The following is a 15907-nucleotide window of genomic DNA, read 5'->3' on the forward strand; positions in this document are numbered from 1 at the left end:
ATCTCGAAATTGGCTTGCGTCCAGTTCCAACAACCTCGAGATTCCGGGTTCAATCGCCGACGCGTAGCCGCTTCGCGGCTGCGCCTCGTCGATTGCCCCGGAATGACGGCGCAATGCGACTCTCAAGTCCCGAGACGACCCTACCCCGCCTTCACATACTTCCGCCAGTCGTGCTCCTCCTTGAACCCGAGCACCTCGCGGGCCTTGCGGTTCGACAGCGGCGCTTCGCGCTCGCCGAGCTCGCGGGTCACCGGCACGCCGGGGCAGTAGCGCCGCAACAGCTCGCGCGTCGGCATGTTGGCCGTCACGGTGTCGTTCACCGCGTTGAACACCTGGAAGCCGAGCCCGTCCTTCTGGATGGCCAGATGCACGATCTCGCCGAGGTCGCGCGCATCGATGTAGGACCAGGCGTTGCGCTTGCGCGACGGCGGGTCGGCGAGGAAGCGCGGGAACATGTCGTATTCGTGCGGCTCGATGACGTTGCCGATGCGCAAGCAGTAGACGTCGATGCCGTAGCGCATCGCGAAGGCCCGAGCGGTCTTCTCGTTCACGACCTTCGACAGCCCGTAGGAATCCATCGGGTCGATGTCGTAGTCCTCCTCGAGCGGGAAACTATGGAAGTCCTTGTCACCCTCCGCGAAGCAGACGCCATAGGTGGTCTCGCTGGAGGCGATGATGATCTTGCGCACGCCGAGCTTGGCCGCCGCCTCGATCACGTTGTAGGTCGAGATGGTGTTGACCCGGAAGGTCTCATTGTCGGGCTCGATCAGTACGCGCGGGATCGCGGCGAAATGCACCACGGCGTCCGGTGCAGAGGCCGGCCGGCCCGCGTTGAAACCGCCAAAACCGTAATGCGTGGTCAGCGCATTGAAAGTCTGGCCGCTGTCGGTGAGATCGGCGATCAGCGTGTTGATCCCAGGATGATCGAACGGCCTGAGGTCGACATTGAGCAGCTCATAGCCCTTGGACTTGAGATGCGGCAGCACATGCCTGCCGGCCTTGCCGGTCCCTCCGGTGAACACCACGCGCTTGGCTGTCATTGTTGTCGGTCATCCTTGATAGGGGGCTCGACTCTGCTTCTAACAGTTTTGGCCGGGCCCACTCCATAGGAACCCGCCGGCGGACGCCCGAACCAAGGCTCCTGCCGCCAACGCCGATCCGGGCCGATGCTGCACCGCGCGTGTGGTCCGACGGATCGGGCATCACCGCTCGCCGCAGCGACGACGCAGCTTGCGCGCCAAAGCCTGTCCCTGACCAATTTCACGTCGGCCCACCACAAGCGAAGAATCCGTCGCCTGGAGGTGCGATCCCGCTGCGGGCCCCGCTTTCGCAGAATCTTTTCGACAGCGAGTAGCCAAGTTCCCGATTTTGAGGTAGGTATTAGGGTGTAGTCACGTGGGAATTCATTGGGGCGGCACCTCCGTCCCCGAGGGGATATTGTCATGAGATTGCGTTTGGTCACGAGATTGTCTTGTGTTCTGAGATTTCCGCCGAGCGTCGTCGCGCCCTCCGCCGTCGCGGTGCTGGCAACCGTTTTGTTGTCGGGACCGGCCGTCTCGCAAATCACCCCGGGCCCCGTAACGGTCATTCCACCCGTCACCGTCGACACGCCGAAACAGGTGGCGAGACCGCAGAGGCCGAAGCCGGCAGCGGGCGACGCGATCGCCCACCGCACACCATCCACCGCTCGGAGCGCATCGTCCGGCGCACGGCCCGCGGCGATTGCGCCAGACTCGATCCAAGGCAGGATCGCCAAGCTGGAGAGATCTGCCAGCAGCTGCAACGGTGGATGCGAAACCAGCTTCAGGTCCGGCAATCAGCCGTGGATCGGATGCAGCCTGTCCGGCGCGGAAGTGACGCCGTTCGATGGCAAGTGCTCGGACACGCTGACCTACAAGCACTACGCGGACTGCCAGGAGACCAAGGCGCTTCTGGGCTGGGAGCGGAACAAGATCTGGTGGCACTGCAGCAGCCTGCAGATCGGCGGCAAGTTTCAGGTCGCCGAGCTGAAGCGGTCGCGGCGCGCGCATTAGCGTCGGCGTCCCCGGCAGAACCGAGCTGCTGATAGCGATCGGCGCGTCGCTGAGGTCGTTATCTTGCCAGGCTCGCGCGGAGTTCGACGACGTCTGGCCTCGTCATGACATGAGACGGGGCAGAAACGCTTTATTCTTGTCACGATGCGGCCCGAGCCGACGGCTGTCGCATTGATCAGTGTTGTCCGGACGATGCCGCTCGGCGTTCGCCAACGCCCGAGCACGAGCTCACCCGCGGCCGCGCCGATCAACCTCCAGCCGACGTCACGGCGTCGACGGAGAATGCCTATTCCCTGCAAACTGCTGATCGATCGGCGCCTGAGCGCGGGCAGCGAGAGGCCGCTGAAGCAGCGCGCTGCCGCCTCCGCCCGATCCCACTCGGCGCAACGCAGACATGACGTCGGTCCGCGGCTCAACTCATCAGGACGTAGCAAGGCTCGGCGCCGCAAAGCTGGAAACGTTGCATCCTTGCATCGCCCTCGTACTAATAAGTCCCGTTCGCAGATTCTTTTCGCCGCCGAGTAGTCAGGTTCCCCATTTTCAAGTAGGTAATATAATGTGGTCACGTGGGAATGCATTGGGCGGCACCTCCGCCCTTGGAAGGATATCGTCATGAGATTGCCGTCGAGTATCGTCGCGTCCTCAGCCGCTGCCGTTTTGGCAACCATCTTGTTGGGCGGCCCGGCCGTGTCGCAAATCACCCCAGGCCCCGCCACTGCGATTCCGGACGTCACGGTCGACGCGCCGAAGCAGGCGGCGAAGCCGTCGAGGACGAACCAGGCGTCCAACCCCGGCATCAGCCACCGGGCGGCCGTGGCGCCGCGAACCTCATCCGCGCCTGTGGCGACCGCTCAGACGGCGCCGAGCACGTCCGCGGCTCCCGCGGGCTCCGTCGAGGAGAGGCTCGCCAGGATCGAAATGAAGAGCAGCAGCTGCGCTGGCGGCTGCGAGACCAGTTTCAAATCCGGCAATGCGCCGTGGGTCGGATGCGCCCAGTCGGGTCAGGAATTCTCGCATTTCGACACGACCTGCAGCGACACGCTCAAATACAAGGACTATGCCGATTGCGCCGGCACCAAAGCCTTTCTCGGCTGGGATCGCAACAAGGTCTGGCTGCATTGCACCAGCCTGCTCGCCGGCGGCAAGTTCGAGGTCGCAGAGCTGAAGCGCGCCAAGCGCGCGCACTAGTCGGCCGACTCGACTGAGTTGGCCATCGCGTCATCGGATGAGAGACCCGGCGGCCCGCACTTTCAGCGGGCCGCCGATCCATTCGGGCCCGCTGTCATGCGGTCCGTCAGGGAGCAGGCCCGCTATTTCATGCGCGACGCGCTCCACGTCGCGCGCGCCGTGCCGACCATCTCGCGCGATGCGCCGCCGTGGTGGGCACGCGTCCGCCCTCGCCCGTCGATCCACGGAGCCAGACGCCGCTTCGCCCTCCCTCTGGATTGCCGCGCCCTGCCGTGAACCTCTGCGCCCCTGCACCGACCTACATGATGCTGGGCGGGATTGAGGTCGCGAATGACGACTCTGGCCAAAGTGATTTCCAAGGCGTTTTCTGATTCATCGACTGAGATTGCAGACGCGCTACTGAAGCACCTGCTGCTGTTCTATGCCGCGGTCTTGCTGGTCGCGGCCATGGCGCTCACTTACGGGATGGATCTGAGCCCGGGCCTTTTCTGATCATCTGTCCACAGGCGGGATTCGCCTCGCGCGAGCCGTGCCGAGAACATAGCCGATCGAGGACGGCCGCCGCGGTTCAGCAGACGGTCAGCCGCGACATCCACGGCTGCCGCGGACGTTGGCCGACATGGCGATCGGCGCTTACCCCACATTGGCAGAGCCATATGACGGCGGTAGACGGCCGCAGCGATGGCCAGCTACCTTCCAGCCTCGTTCTGAATCGACATGATCGGGGCAATCCAACGGCAGCCCCCATGTGCTCCTGAAGGAAGATGCAGCATGCAGACCAAGCGCCTGGGCAGAAGCCCGATCGTGGTTTCGAAGATCTGCATGGGGACGATGACCTTCGGCAACCAGGCCGACGAGGCCACGTCGTTTCGAATTCTGGACAAGGCGTTCGACGCCGGCATCAATTTTTTCGACGCGGCCGAGAACTATCCGGTGCCGCCGGACGAGAAATGGGCCGGCCGCACCGAGGAGATCATCGGCCGCTGGATGAAGGGCAGAAGCCGCGACGCCATCATCCTGGCGACGAAGGTCTGCGGCCCCAGTCACGGCTGGATCAGGGGCGCGCAGCGCAGCGGCATGACCGCGCTCGATCGGCACAACATCACCCGGGCGATCGAGGCCAGCCTCCGGCGGCTGAACACCGACTATATCGACCTCTACCAGACGCATTGGCCCGACCACGGCGCCCGCTACGAGGATACGCTCGAGACGCTCGATGATCTCGTCAGGGCCGGCAAGATCCGCATCATCGGCTGCAGCAACGAGACCACCTGGGGCCTGATGAAGAGCCTCGCGACCTCGGAGCGCGAAGGCTTTGCGCGCTATGAGACGATCCAGAACAATTTCAGCCTGAACAACCGCCGCTTCGAGGACGAGTTGGCGCAGGCCTGCCGCAAGGAGGAGATCAGCCTGATTCCGTTCTCGCCGCTCGGCGGCGGCGTGCTATCGGGCAAGTACAACGGCGGCGAGCTCCCGGAGGGCGCGCGTTTCACCAACTATTTCAAGATCGGCGGCCGTCACACGACGATGGCGCGTCGCTACGTCAATGACAAGACCTTGGCTTCCACCGAGCGTTTCGCGGCGATCGCCGCCGAAGCGGGGATGTCCGTGATCACCCTGGCCACCGCGTGGAGCAAGCAGCACGATTTCGTCGCCTCGACCATCGTCGGCGCTACCCATCCCGACCAGCTCGACGACATCCTCGCCGCCGCCGACCTGACGCTGAACGCCGACATCCTCGCCAAGATCGACGCGGTGTCGAAGGAGATCCTCTATCCGATGGGGTAGAGGCTCGCTACGGGCGCGGCCCGATCAATCGGGGCGCGCGGGGAAGTTGAACGGCTGCACGAACGGTCCCTTGGCGTTGCCGGTCGGATCGACAATGAGCGGCTCGCAGCGATGCAGGGCCTGGACGACCTTCTCCACGTCCGTCCTGAACGCATCGGAGTCGATCGGAGACACGATTTTGGGCGGCCCCACGATCTTGCCGTCTTCTCCGATCGTGACCGACAGACTGACCGCGTGCCGGGTCGGACCATAGCCATGCAGGCACTTCCTCACATGGGCGGACCACTCGGCGATCTGCCATGCCATCGGCACCGATTTCTGGGACACGAACGGCACCGGCCCGGCGCCTTGCAGCGGCGGAGCTCCGGTCTGGGCATGACCGAGGGACATCGCAGCAAGACAAGGGAGCAACAACCAGAACGAGCGCACGACCAGTCCCTGCCAATCAGCATTAGCAACACGATCCGCCGAACTCAGCCGGACGAATCTGTTGGATTCGTGTCGTCGCATCGCCCGTGCTGGTGAGCACCGCCCGCTAATCATTGACGACGCGCAAGTGGGGCTTCGTCGACGCCACGCGAAACTTCGTCATCAGGCCGCGATTCGATGCGGTCGGCAGCTTCGTCGACGGCCTCGCCTGGGCATCGAGAGCAGCTGGCATCTCGCGCCAGATTGAACCGCAGGAATGACCTCGCAACTAACTCATACGGCAAACCCTGCCGGTCACCCCCCCAACTAACGGAGGAAGCTATGCGCAAGATCGTGCTTATAGTGTCTCTCACCGTTTCGGTCGGACTGTCCAGCAATGCGCATGCCGAGGGTTGGCATATCTGCAACCACACCCCCGAGGAATTGAATGTTGCGATCGCCTACAAGGACACGCAGGAGCAATGGATCTCGAAGGGGTGGCACAACCTCCGGGCCTGTGGCGGCTGTACCATGGTGATGGACGAAAACAGGACGGAATACACGAATGTCTACTATCATGCGCAGAACACGTCGGGCGTCGAGCGGATTGGCGGACCCACCAGGTTCTGCGTGTCTTCTGGAGTCTTCACGTACCGGCAGCTTCCAAACTGCACGTCCAAGGCAGGGTTTCATCTGACGGTGATCGAGAATGCAGGAAAGTATACGACGAACATACGCGGGAGCGTAGACGGAAGAACTTGCATCGACTAGGCGGACCGATCTGTCGTGATACGCGACGAGGGCATCTACGGAATTGCGAGTGGCCTCAAGAATACACCGCAGGACCCGAATCTGCGTCCTCTGCGGAGCAGGAAAGTCTACGGCGGTTGACCAACTCGGCGACCGCCGTTTTCTTTTCGGAGCTAAGGCGTGGCACTTCGCCGCTTGGATCTGACTCGAGCTTGGCGCTGGCTGGCTGAGGCCGATCTGGTTCGAGAGGCAGTCGACAGACGAGATGACGACCTTCGCGCATGAGGGACGAAGTCTCGACGCCGATTCTCAGCGCGAGATGGTCGGCCTGTTGCCCAGCAGCAGCTGTCGAGGATGGACGCCCATGATGCTCGCAGACTTCGGCGTGGAGTTCGGCGGCGGTCTCGGCGCGCTCCTCTCTGACAATCTGGCAGCCAGCGCTATCATTCGCTGGGGCTATCGCGGCCAGGCGCAACTCAGCCGCCAAGACCGCAGCCGATACGGCCGCTCGCCGAGCGAGGCGCGCGCTACCTACTGTGCCACCGCCCGATGAAGACATTATGGTTTCCGCCTGGATCGCGATAGACTGCCCGCTTCCGTCACCAGAAAGTCCCCTCCTCCATGCGAACCAATTCCCTGCAGAGCAAAGACATCGCCCACCAGATCCATCCCGCGACCAATATGCGGCGGCACGAGCGCATCGGTCCGATCGTGATCGACCGTGGCTCCGGCATCTATGTCTATGACGACGAGGGGCGCGAATATATCGAGGGGCTCGCGGGCCTCTGGAGCGTGGGCGTCGGCTTCGGTGAGAAGCGCCTGGTCGAGGCCGCGACGCGCCAGATGGCCAAGCTGCCCTACTACCACATCTTCGCGCACAAGACCCACGAGCCCTCGACCCTGCTGGCCGAGAAGCTGGTGTCCATGACGCCGGCCAACCTGAAGCACGTGTTCTTCACCAGCTCCGGCGGCGAGGCCAACGATTCCGCCATCAAGTTCGTCTGGTACTACAACAACGCGCTCGGCCGGCCCGATAAGAAGAAGTTCATCGCCCGCCAGGGCGGCTATCACGGCATCACGATCGCCGCCGGCAGCCTCACCGGCCTGCAGGCCAATCAGCGCGGCTTCGACCTGCCGCTGCCGTTCGCGCGGCATCTCACCTGTCCGCATTACTACCGCTTCGGCCTGCCCGGCGAGAGCGAGGAAGCGTTCACCGAACGGCTGGCCAAGGAGCTCGAGGACCTGATCCTCAGCGAGGGCCCCGAGACGGTCGCCGCCTTCATCGGCGAGCCGCTGATGGGCGCCGGCGGCGTGATCGTGCCGCCGGTGAACTACTGGCAACGTGTCCAGGAGGTCTGCCGCAAATACGACGTGCTGGTCATCGCCGACGAGGTCATCAACGGCTTCGGCCGGCTCGGTACCCTGTTCGGCTGCGACAGCTTCGGCATCAAGCCGGACATCCTGGTCTGCTCCAAGCAGATCACCTCGTCCTACCAGCCGCTCGCCGCCGTCCTGATCAGCGACGAGATGTATCAGGCGATGGCCGACCAGTCCGACCGGCTCGGCACCTTCGGCCACGGCTATACGGCGAGCGCCCATCCGGTCGCGACCGCGGTGGCGCTGGAGAATTTGGCGATCATCGAGGAGCGTAACCTGGTCGCCAACGCGGCCGAGGTCGGCGCCTACATGCACGAGAAGCTGGCCCGCTTTGCCGATCATCCGCTGGTCGGCGAGGTGCGCGGCCGCGGCCTGATCGCCGCCGTCGAGCTGGTCGCGGACAAGGCGACCAAGGCCCGCTTCGAGCCGATCGGCAAGGTCGGGCTGAAGTTCTTCGACACCGCCCACCAGCACGGCCTGATCATCCGCAACGTCGGCGACAGCATCGCGATCTGCCCGCCGATGATCATCACGACCGCACAGGTCGACGAACTGCTGAAGCGGTTCAAGGCGACGCTCGATGACGTCGGCGATTGGGTTGCGGCAGGCATGCCCGAGGCCTGAGCCGAGGCGCACGAGCGTATTGTCGGCCCATGCGATAGCCAAAGCGTGATGCGACTTGATCGATTCGAAGCCGCATCCAGGAATGATGCTGGATCCTCATGGTGAGGAGCGCCGCGCCCGTCAGTAGGCCATTGTAGCAAGGCCGCAAGCTCGCGGCGCGTCTCAACCCTGAGGCCGAGTTGCGGCCTCACCCTTCGAGACGCCTAAATCTCCGCCGGCGGCAGCCGCGGCTTTCGAAGGATCATGTCGGAGGCTTTTCGGCGAGCCGGATGCGATCTTCATGCACCGAACGTCCATCCCCTCACCGAGAAGCTGGGTGCGGGAAATCCAACGAAAAGCCGAATGAAATCAGCCGACGTCCGGAAGGGTGGTGGGCACGACAGGGGCGAAAATCAAGACGGCGATCAATGATTTAGTAGACCTCACCAGCGTTTCAGGCCCGTTGTTCGCAAACAGGAATTTCCGGCGGCGCCCGCACCGCCCCAGGGGCGGTCGTCGAGCTATGGCGGGGTTCAAGGTCCTGGAACGCTACCGCCCTTTCCCCACACCAACCGAACACGTGATGTCTCATCCAGTCCGTCGCCCAAGTGGTTCGTGCGGATCTCCTGGCGGCTCGAAGCAAATGCGCATTGCGCGATATGACGAGATCCAGCGGTCGATGGGATCAGCTGCACAACGCAATCTAACCGACAGGTTCAAATCAGCACCGGTGGCGGGGGTCTTCCGAAATACCCATCGCGGAAGCGAACATGTGTGCGTGTAGTTCGCTGCCGTTCGCGTGTAGACGACGGCGAGGATATGTGGCGCGAGGGTGCCTTGAGATGCGTCGCCCAGGTCTGGGGGCCGGCAATAGCCTCGGCTCTGGTGCTTCAGAAGCGCAAGGCGGTCATGAGAGCGCCGGCTGAAATCTCCGCGGAGTCGGCCCGCAGCAGTTTCAGCACGATATCCCGGCCTGCATTGGGCAGAATGCCATCGCAACATGCGTGGAATTTTTGCTCCCGATCGGCCGGCGAGAACGGGTTCGCCCCCGTACCCTTGGGATGCCGGACCTCCCGGACGAGCTTCCGGCCATCCTTCAGCGTGACAGTCACGCGGTGAGGCGGCCTCTTGTCCGGATCGAGAACCGAGGGCGTGGACAGTGCGCGCATTTCGACAAGCGGCATCAGGCGCCGGGTTTCCGGATCATTCACGGCCTGCTGGGTCATGTCAGCGAGCGAAAGATGGCCGCGCCGCAGCACGACCGCTGCGCAATAGGGCATCGAGAACTGGGCTTCCTTCGGGGTTCTGGGGTCGGGGTAGCGCAGGTTCACCACGTTCCCGAATTCCACCTCTGCGAGGACATGGGTGACATCCTTCACCGCGAAGGGTTCTTCGACCTGAAGCAGCATGACCGCGTCGAGAATCCGGTGCGTGGAGCCGCAGGAGGGATGGCGCTTGAAAGCCAGTCCCCATCGCTCGACGGCAAGCTCCCGCCCGATCGTCGGGAGAGCCTCGCCTCCATCCGGGCCCGCGCCATAGAGCGCGAGATAGCCGTTGGGGTCATCCAGCGGCTCCGGATTGGCTGTCAGCCCTGCGGCGGCCAGCACGCTCGCCTGCACGCCCGCCTGCGCGGCAAGGCCGGCGTGGAGGGGTTTTGCGTCGTATCCGAACTGTGCTTTCGGACCCGCCGCCATGCTGAGCGCCAGACTGATGGCCGTCGCCGTGGCCTCCGGGCTCAGGCGCAGCAATCGGGCGCAGGCTGCCGCCGAGGCAAGCGCCCCGATTGTCGAGGTCCCATGCCAGCCGCGATCCGTATGGTCCCTTGTGAGCAGGCTCCCGAGGCGGGCCATCACCTCGCTGCCGACGATGAAAGCATCGTGGATGTCCGACAGGCGCATGCCCTTCTCCTCGCCAAGCGCGAGCAGGGCCGGATGGACCACCACGCAGCAATGGCCGAGGCCGGGGAAGAAATTGTCGTCCATTTCGGCGGTGTGGCCGATGGCCCCGTTGATCAGAGCCGCCACGGCGGCCGAGCTGCGCAGCCCGCCGCCGACAAGGCTTGCCTTGCCGCTTCCCGTCGGCGCCAGTGTTTCGCGAAGCTTCCGCGCGACCTCGGTTCTCGCACCGGCTATCGCGCTCGCGACGAAATCCTCGAGCGCATGCTGGCTGCGTTCCCGCGCCAGGGCGGACCATCCGTCGAACGGTGTTTCCGTGATCCAGAGGGCGAGGTCCTGCGTCTTCTTCATCGGTCTATCCTGTCGAAACGTGGCGGGTCTCGTGATGGAGCGGAGCGCGGCATCGCACCGACAGCACCGAGCCGTTCCGCTCGAAGGCGTTCTCACGCGACACGAGCGGGCGCCTCCAGAAAGTCGGGGTCGATCAAATGGCAGGCCGCCACGCCGCCATTGGCCGGCATGAGGGCGGGATCGCGTTTCGCGCATTCGTGGACGGCGATCGGACAGCGGGGGTGAAACACGCAGCCGGAGGGCGGGTTGGTCGGATCTGGGAAACCGCCCTTCAGCCCGATATCCGGCACCCCGGCCCCCGGCTCGGGGCTCAGCACGGAATGGAGCAGCGCGCGCGTATAGGGATGCTGCGGCTTCGCGAAGAGATTCGCGGAGGGCGCAACCTCGACCATCCGGCCAAGATACATCACGCCGACGCGATCGGCGATATGCTCGACGACCGCGAGGTTATGGGAGATGAACAGATAGGTGAGCCGGAAATCGCGGCGCAGCTCCATCAGCAGATTGAGGATCTGCGACTGCACGGAAACATCGAGCGCCGAGGTCGGCTCGTCGCAGACGATGAGTTGCGGATTGAGGATCAGCGCCCGCGCAATGGCCACCCGCTGGCGCTGGCCACCCGAAAGTTGGCTCGGAACATTGCTGGCGAAGCGGCTCGGCAGCCCCACGCGATCGAGCATGGCTACGGCCTTGTCCATGCGCTCCGATCTGTCGCCGATGCCGTGGATTTCCAGCGGCTCGGCCACGGTGGCGGCAATGGACCGGCGCGGGTTCAGCGAGGAATACGGGTCCTGGAAAATGGGCTGAACCAGCCGGGCGAGTTCCCGCCGCTCGATCGCGGTGATGTCCTGTCCGCGAAAGCGGACCGCGCCCTCGCTTAGCCGCATAAGGCCGGTGACGATACGGCCGAGCGTGGATTTTCCGCACCCGCTTTCGCCCACGATGCCGACGATCTCGCCCTCGGCGATATCGAGGTCGATGCCGTTCACCGCGTTGAGCGTCGCCGGGCTGCGAAACAGGCCCTGCGCGAGGGTGAAGCGCTTGGTCACACCTCGAATGGAAAGGATGGGGATGCTCATCACGCGGCCTCCACATCATCGGGGCGGGATCGGAGGCAACGCCAGCGATGGCCTCCGGCATGGATTTCGGGAATGTTGCCGGCGCAGGTCGCATCCGACAGGTCGCAGCGTTCGCGGAAGGCGCAGCCCTGCACATGGCCGATCAGCGACGGCACGTTGCCCGGAATGGCGCCCAAGGCCTCGCCGCGTTTCGTGCGGCCAGGCACGGGGATGCAGGCCAGCAACCCGCGCGTATAGGGGTGCTTCGGCGCGCGAAAGATATCTCCCACCGGCCCTTCCTCGACGATCTCACCGGCATACATCACCGCCACCCGATCCGCGACGCGGGCGACGAGCCCGAGATCATGCGTGATGAGCATCATCCCGAGGCCGAATTCCCGCCGCAGGCTCGCGAGCAGGTGCAGGATCTGCGCCTGGATGGTGACGTCGAGCGCGGTCGTCGGTTCATCCGCGATCAGCAGCTTCGGGCCGCACATCAGTGCCATGGCGATCATGACCCGCTGGCGCAAGCCACCGGAAAGCTGGTGCGGATATTGGGTGAGGCGTCTCTCGCCATTGGCGATGCCCACCTTTTCCAACAGGAAAAGAGCGCGCTCCCTCGCTTCAGCCCGCGAGGACCGGCGATGGCGCAGATAGCCCTCCATCAGCTGATCACCGATGTTGAAGATGGGGTTCAGCGAGGTCATCGGCTCTTGGAAGATCATCGCGATCTCGTCGCCGTTGAGATGCTCGGCCTCGCTCGCGGCGAGGGGGCGGCCATGATAGGCGAGCGTGCCGAAGCTGCGCTGCGCCGCTTTCGGCAGCAGGCCCATGATCGACATCGCGGTCATGGATTTGCCGCAACCCGATTCACCCACCAGGCAGAAGGTTTCGCCCGCCTTCACCTCGAAGGAAATGCCACGCACCGCGCGGAGCGTGCCGCGCCCTGTGGTGATATCGACGCGCAGATCCTCCACGCGCAGCAGCGGATGCTCGTTCATGGTCGAGTCCGGAACGTCCGGCATCTCAGCCCCTCCCCTTCGGAACGATCAGGTCACGCAAGCCGTCACCCACGAGGTTGATGGCAAACACCAGCAAAGCCAGCATGCTGCCCGGCAGCGCGATCGTCCAGAATGCGAAGAACATCATGGTCTTGGCTTCCGAGATCATCAGCCCCCAGGAGGGCAGCGGAGGCTGCACGCCAAGCCCGAGGAACGAGAGCGCGGCCTCCAGAAGGATGGCGCTCGCGGCTTCCACGGTCGCCACGACGACGAGTTGCGGGAAGACATTCGGCAGAACCTCGCGCAGGATGATGCGCGGCACGCTCGCCCCGGCCGCTTCCGCCGCCGCCACGTAGTCCAGCGAGCGGACCTGCTGGGTTGCCGCCCGCATCACCACCGCGATGCGATCCCATTTCAGCAGCCCCAGCACGAGAATGACGATGAGCAGCGAGTTGCCGATGAACGCCACGACCGCGAGCGCGACGAGCACGACCGGGATGGCAAGGCGCGTGGTGACGATGAAGGTGATGAAGAGATCGACTCGACCGCCAAAATATCCTGCGAGCAGGCCGAGGCCTGTTCCCACCAGCCCCGAAATCACCATCACGGAGAAGCCGATCAGCAGCGAAATCCGCGCGCCATAGATCATGCGCGAGAGATAGTCGCGCCCGAGATTGTCCGTGCCGAGGAGATGCGCGGGGTTGGCGCGCGGGTTCCAGAACGGCGGCAACATGCGGCGCGCGAGATCCTGATCGTAAGGATCATGAGGCACAAGCAGCGGCGCGAAGACCGCCATGAAGACGATGATCCCCAGCAGGATGAGCCCAAGGGTGAGGCCGCGATGGCTCAGCACCTTGTTGATGAAGGCGCCGGCGCTGCTGGCGGAAGGCGAAAGGAAAGCGGACGTCATGCGAGCCTCACGAGACACGGATGCGCGGGTCGATCCACGCATTGATGAGATCGGCGATGAGCGTCAGCAGCACATAGGTAATGGCCAGCAGCAGCAGGATCACCTGCGTCACCGGGAAATCCTTGTGCGTGATCGACTGGTAGGCGAGGTAGCCGAGACCATCGAGCGCGAAGATGGTCTCGATCACGATGGAGCCGCCCAGCAGATGGCCGAGCTGCACGCCCGAGAGGGCAACCACCGGCACCAGAGCGTTCGCAAGCGCGTGTTTCAGCACCACCTTCGCCTTCGAGAGACCCTTGGCGCGCGCTGTGCGGACGAAATCCATCTCCAGCGCGTCCACCATCCCGGCCCGGACGATGCGCATGAAGGGCGGCGTGATGTAATAGCCCAGCACGATGGAGGGCAGCACGAAATGCAGCCAGGTTTCACTGCCTGAAACCGGCACCCAACGCAGGCTGACGGCGAAAAACATCACGAGGATCAGCGCAAAGAAGAAATTCGGCAGCGCCTGTCCCACCACGGCGATGCCCAAGGCCAGACGATCGATGAGACCGCCCTGATACACCGCCGAGAGCACGCCCAGCGGAATGCCCAGCGCAAGAGCGAAAAGAAGCGCGGCGAGCGAGAGGATGACCGTGTTGCCGATCTTGTCGGCGATCAGCTCCATGACGGGAGACTTGAAATAGAGCGAATTGCCGAAATCGCCCGTCGCCGCGCGGCCCAGCCAATCGAGATATTGCACGATCAGAGGGCGATCGAGGCCGTGAGACGTGCGAACCGCCTCGATGTCCTCCAGCCGCGCCCCTTCGCCCGCCAGCGCGATGGCGACATCGCCCGACATGCGGATGAGAAAGAAACTGAGGATGGAGACGAACAACGCCACGAGAAACGCCGTCGCGAGACGTTTCAGGCAATAATGCAGCATAGCGGGACTCGATTGGCTCGCGGAAGGCACGGCCCCTTCCGCACGGATTCATATGGCCGGATGCAAAGAGTGGGGGTTATTTCCAGCTCATTTCCCAGAAGCGGGGAATCTCATCCGGATAGGTGTTGAAGCGCAGGGCCTTGTTCGCCACGTATTGGGTCGTCAGCGAATAGAGCGGCACGGCGAGCACCCGTTCCTGGATCAGCGTCAGCGCCTTGCGGTAAGCCTCCTTGCGCGCGGCAGGGTCCACGGATGTATCCGCCTTTTCCAGAATGTCGCGGATTTCAGGGTCCCGTGCCATGTCATCCGCCCCGAACTTGAAGAAGTTCGGCGTGGAGGCGGACGCATCATTCACCGAGAACGATCCCCAGGTCTGGTGCGATACAGCGACCTTGTTCGCGCGGATCTGTTCGCGAATGGCAGCATATTGCATGAACTTGAGGCTGGCCGTGATGCCGACAGCGCGCAGCGCGCCGATCATCGCCTCGGTCTGGTCGCGCTCGCGATAGGAGACGATATCGAATTCAAGCTTGTTGTTCGGCCCGAATCCGGCCTCCTTCAAGAGGTCACGCGCCTTGTTGGGATCATAAGCGTAGATCGGCGCACCGGTATCATCGCAGCCGAACTGGCTCGGGAAGCAGACCACGTTGATCAGCCGCGCCTTCTCACCCAGAAGCTGGCGCACCATCTGCACTTTCGGCATCGCATGGGCGATGGCCTTGCGGACGCGAATGTCGCGCATCGCGGGGAACGGACTGTCCTCCCGCGTATTCAAGTTGAGGAAGACGATGCGCATCGTCTCGCCTTCGACCGATTGCAGATGCGGCACGCTCTTCAGGGCGAGAGCCTGGTCGGCCTGCACACCCATGATGAAATCAAGGTTTTCGGCCATGATTTCAGCATTCTGGGTCTGGCGGTCCGGAAGGAAGCGGATCTCGAGATTCTTGATCTTCGGGACTGATTTGTGCAGCTCCTTCGGGTAATCCGGATTGGCGACGAGCTTGATCGATTTGCCCTGCACCTGCTCCACGACGCGATAGGGGCCGGTGCCGACCGGCTTCTGATTCATGCCCTGCGGACCAACCTTCGCGTAATACTCGTTCGGATGAATGACCACCGGGCCGGCAAGATATTCGATCGCGGCGGGGAAGGGCTGTTTCAGCTTCACCCGTACCTGATACTTGCCGAGTTTCTCGGCGCCCGCGATCCAGTGCACGTTCGTCTGGGTGACGACCTTGTTGTCCGGCTTCGCGACGAAATTCAAGGTGTAGACCACATCGTCGGCGTCGAATTCCTCGCCGTTATGAAACTTGATCCCCTCGCGCAGGGTGAGATCGAGCGTCGTGTCGTCCGCCCATTTCCATTCCTTGGCAAGCTGACCCTTGTATTCATTGGTGTTGGGGTCGCGATAGATCAGCGTATCCCAGACCAGTTGGCCCATGATCACGCCGACGCGCACGTTGTTGAAGAAGGGGTCGACACTTTCCGGCACCTGCTCATAAGCGAAGCGGATGGTGTCATCCTTCTGCCCGGCATTGGCGGGCGCAATGGCCACCATGCTGCTGGCCAGCAGCGCGAACGCGCATGTCTGTACCAGTACTTTCCTGAATGGCATTGGCG

16 protein-coding genes are annotated in these 15907 nt (G+C 63.6%); 8 read left to right on the forward strand and 8 right to left on the reverse strand.

The genetic code is table 11. The features are described from left to right. Nucleotides 1–140 precede the first annotated feature (140 nt). Entirely contained in the window at nucleotides 141–1040 is a 900-nt protein-coding gene (locus BRAO375_RS00505) for an NAD-dependent epimerase/dehydratase family protein (RefSeq protein ID WP_009025476.1), read from the reverse strand. A gap of 813 nt (nucleotides 1041–1853) precedes the next feature. Between BRAO375_RS00505 and BRAO375_RS38445 the strand changes: the two genes are divergently transcribed. The 4 genes from BRAO375_RS38445 (at nucleotide 1854) to BRAO375_RS00520 (ending at nucleotide 5009) form a co-directional block, all read left to right on the forward strand. Next, on the forward strand, nucleotides 1854–2033 hold the full coding sequence (locus tag BRAO375_RS38445; RefSeq protein WP_244423084.1) for a hypothetical protein: 180 nt from the start codon (nucleotides 1854–1856) through the stop codon (nucleotides 2031–2033). 687 nt (nucleotides 2034–2720) lie between these two features. Further along, a complete protein-coding gene (locus tag BRAO375_RS00515) occupies nucleotides 2721–3221 on the forward strand; it encodes a hypothetical protein (protein WP_244423085.1) in 501 nt (166 codons plus the stop codon). 330 nt (nucleotides 3222–3551) lie between these two features. Then, nucleotides 3552–3713: a hypothetical protein gene (locus BRAO375_RS37830; RefSeq protein WP_009025482.1), complete on the forward strand. Its 162-nt coding sequence runs from the start codon at nucleotides 3552–3554 to the stop codon at nucleotides 3711–3713. A gap of 279 nt (nucleotides 3714–3992) precedes the next feature. Next, complete coding sequence (locus tag BRAO375_RS00520; RefSeq protein WP_009025483.1) at nucleotides 3993–5009, forward strand: aldo/keto reductase; 1017 nt, start codon at nucleotides 3993–3995, stop codon at nucleotides 5007–5009. Nucleotides 5010–5033: 24 nt separating this feature from the next. Here the strand turns inward: BRAO375_RS00520 and BRAO375_RS37105 are convergent, their stop codons facing one another. Further along, nucleotides 5034–5519, reverse strand: a complete 486-nt coding sequence (locus tag BRAO375_RS37105) for a hypothetical protein (RefSeq protein WP_139031267.1) — start codon at nucleotides 5517–5519, stop codon at nucleotides 5034–5036. A gap of 32 nt (nucleotides 5520–5551) precedes the next feature. Between BRAO375_RS37105 and BRAO375_RS38985 the strand changes: the two genes are divergently transcribed. The 4 genes from BRAO375_RS38985 (at nucleotide 5552) to BRAO375_RS00540 (ending at nucleotide 8168) form a co-directional block, all read left to right on the forward strand. Beyond that, nucleotides 5552–5698, forward strand: a complete 147-nt coding sequence (locus tag BRAO375_RS38985; protein WP_083842408.1) for a WG repeat-containing protein — start codon at nucleotides 5552–5554, stop codon at nucleotides 5696–5698. A gap of 61 nt (nucleotides 5699–5759) precedes the next feature. Next, on the forward strand, nucleotides 5760–6188 hold the full coding sequence (locus tag BRAO375_RS00530; RefSeq protein ID WP_009025485.1) for a DUF1036 domain-containing protein: 429 nt from the start codon (nucleotides 5760–5762) through the stop codon (nucleotides 6186–6188). 244 nt (nucleotides 6189–6432) lie between these two features. After that, nucleotides 6433–6720: a hypothetical protein gene (locus BRAO375_RS00535; protein ID WP_035638191.1), complete on the forward strand. Its 288-nt coding sequence runs from the start codon at nucleotides 6433–6435 to the stop codon at nucleotides 6718–6720. A gap of 68 nt (nucleotides 6721–6788) precedes the next feature. Then, nucleotides 6789–8168 (forward strand): aspartate aminotransferase family protein, encoded by a 1380-nt coding sequence (locus BRAO375_RS00540; RefSeq protein ID WP_009025487.1) that lies wholly within the window; start codon nucleotides 6789–6791, stop codon nucleotides 8166–8168. A gap of 869 nt (nucleotides 8169–9037) precedes the next feature. Here BRAO375_RS00540 and BRAO375_RS00545 read toward each other — a convergent pair. The 6 genes from BRAO375_RS00545 to BRAO375_RS00570 form a co-directional block, all read right to left on the reverse strand. Then, nucleotides 9038–10393 carry an MmgE/PrpD family protein gene (locus tag BRAO375_RS00545; protein ID WP_009025488.1) on the reverse strand — a complete coding sequence of 452 codons (1356 nt, stop codon included), beginning with the start codon at nucleotides 10391–10393 and terminating at the stop codon, nucleotides 9038–9040. Nucleotides 10394–10485: 92 nt separating this feature from the next. Next, nucleotides 10486–11472 carry an ABC transporter ATP-binding protein gene (locus BRAO375_RS00550; RefSeq protein WP_035638193.1) on the reverse strand — a complete coding sequence of 329 codons (987 nt, stop codon included), beginning with the start codon at nucleotides 11470–11472 and terminating at the stop codon, nucleotides 10486–10488. After that, nucleotides 11472–12476 carry an ABC transporter ATP-binding protein gene (locus BRAO375_RS00555; protein ID WP_009025490.1) on the reverse strand — a complete coding sequence of 335 codons (1005 nt, stop codon included), beginning with the start codon at nucleotides 12474–12476 and terminating at the stop codon, nucleotides 11472–11474. The genes BRAO375_RS00550 and BRAO375_RS00555 overlap by 1 nt, the downstream gene beginning before the upstream one ends. 1 nt (nucleotide 12477) lies before the next feature. Further along, on the reverse strand, nucleotides 12478–13362 hold the full coding sequence (locus tag BRAO375_RS00560) for an ABC transporter permease (RefSeq protein WP_009025491.1): 885 nt from the start codon (nucleotides 13360–13362) through the stop codon (nucleotides 12478–12480). 7 nt (nucleotides 13363–13369) lie between these two features. After that, nucleotides 13370–14287 (reverse strand): ABC transporter permease, encoded by a 918-nt coding sequence (locus BRAO375_RS00565; protein ID WP_009025492.1) that lies wholly within the window; start codon nucleotides 14285–14287, stop codon nucleotides 13370–13372. A 76-nt stretch (nucleotides 14288–14363) separates the two neighbouring features. Further along, complete coding sequence (locus BRAO375_RS00570; protein WP_009025493.1) at nucleotides 14364–15902, reverse strand: ABC transporter substrate-binding protein; 1539 nt, start codon at nucleotides 15900–15902, stop codon at nucleotides 14364–14366. Between the last annotated feature and the right edge of the window lie 5 nt (nucleotides 15903–15907).

The sequence above is a fragment of the Bradyrhizobium sp. ORS 375 genome (genome assembly GCF_000239775.1).
In the GTDB taxonomy this organism is placed as follows: Bacteria; Pseudomonadota; Alphaproteobacteria; order Rhizobiales; family Xanthobacteraceae; genus Bradyrhizobium.